This window comes from Marseilla massiliensis, from assembly GCF_016899855.1.
Taxonomy (GTDB): domain Bacteria; phylum Bacteroidota; class Bacteroidia; order Bacteroidales; family Bacteroidaceae; genus Prevotella.
On sequence record NZ_JACJJG010000244.1, the window covers coordinates 1 to 550 of the forward strand.

Below are 550 nucleotides of genomic sequence, written 5' to 3' on the forward strand. Positions count from 1 at the left end.
GCCCATCCCTTCATCGTCCTGTGGCTGTGCGCACGCTTTATATTGCATGACTTCAACGGTGTGGAGTCGATAATGGATATTCCAGTACATTTACCCAACGCACATGTCTGCAGGAACAGCAAAAGATGGAGTCCTACCTTAGCCTGGCGTTCTACGAAGCGGTTGTACGACAGGCGGTGTGGAAACTCTTTGCGCATGTGGTTACATACATAACCGAGGTAGAAAGACTTGAGGTCTCGGTGGCGCAAGATATGGAACAGTACGAGAATGGTCATCACCTCACTGTCGGACATGAGGCACTGGCGGTTGCGGCGACGTTTGCCGCAGATGTCCAGCGTGTGTTTTTTCAGTTCAGGAGCAAAATATTTGCAGAACTCATCAAGAATACAGAAAATTTCTATTATATTTGCATCAGTCATGGGAATGGATATTTTTATGTAACTTATTGATTGTCAACTATAAAGGTACTAAAGATATCTCATTCCCACAACTTTTTCAATCGTTTTCTTATACCGAACTCACGTATCATTAAAAAACATCGGCAAAAATA

1 protein-coding gene is annotated in these 550 nt (G+C 43.5%); it reads right to left on the reverse strand.

Annotated elements, in window-relative coordinates:
* Positions 1 to 419: transposase (locus H6A34_RS14595; RefSeq protein ID WP_275955213.1), on the reverse strand; the 419-nt coding region annotated here is incomplete at its 3' end.
* Positions 420 to 550 lie beyond the last annotated feature (131 nt).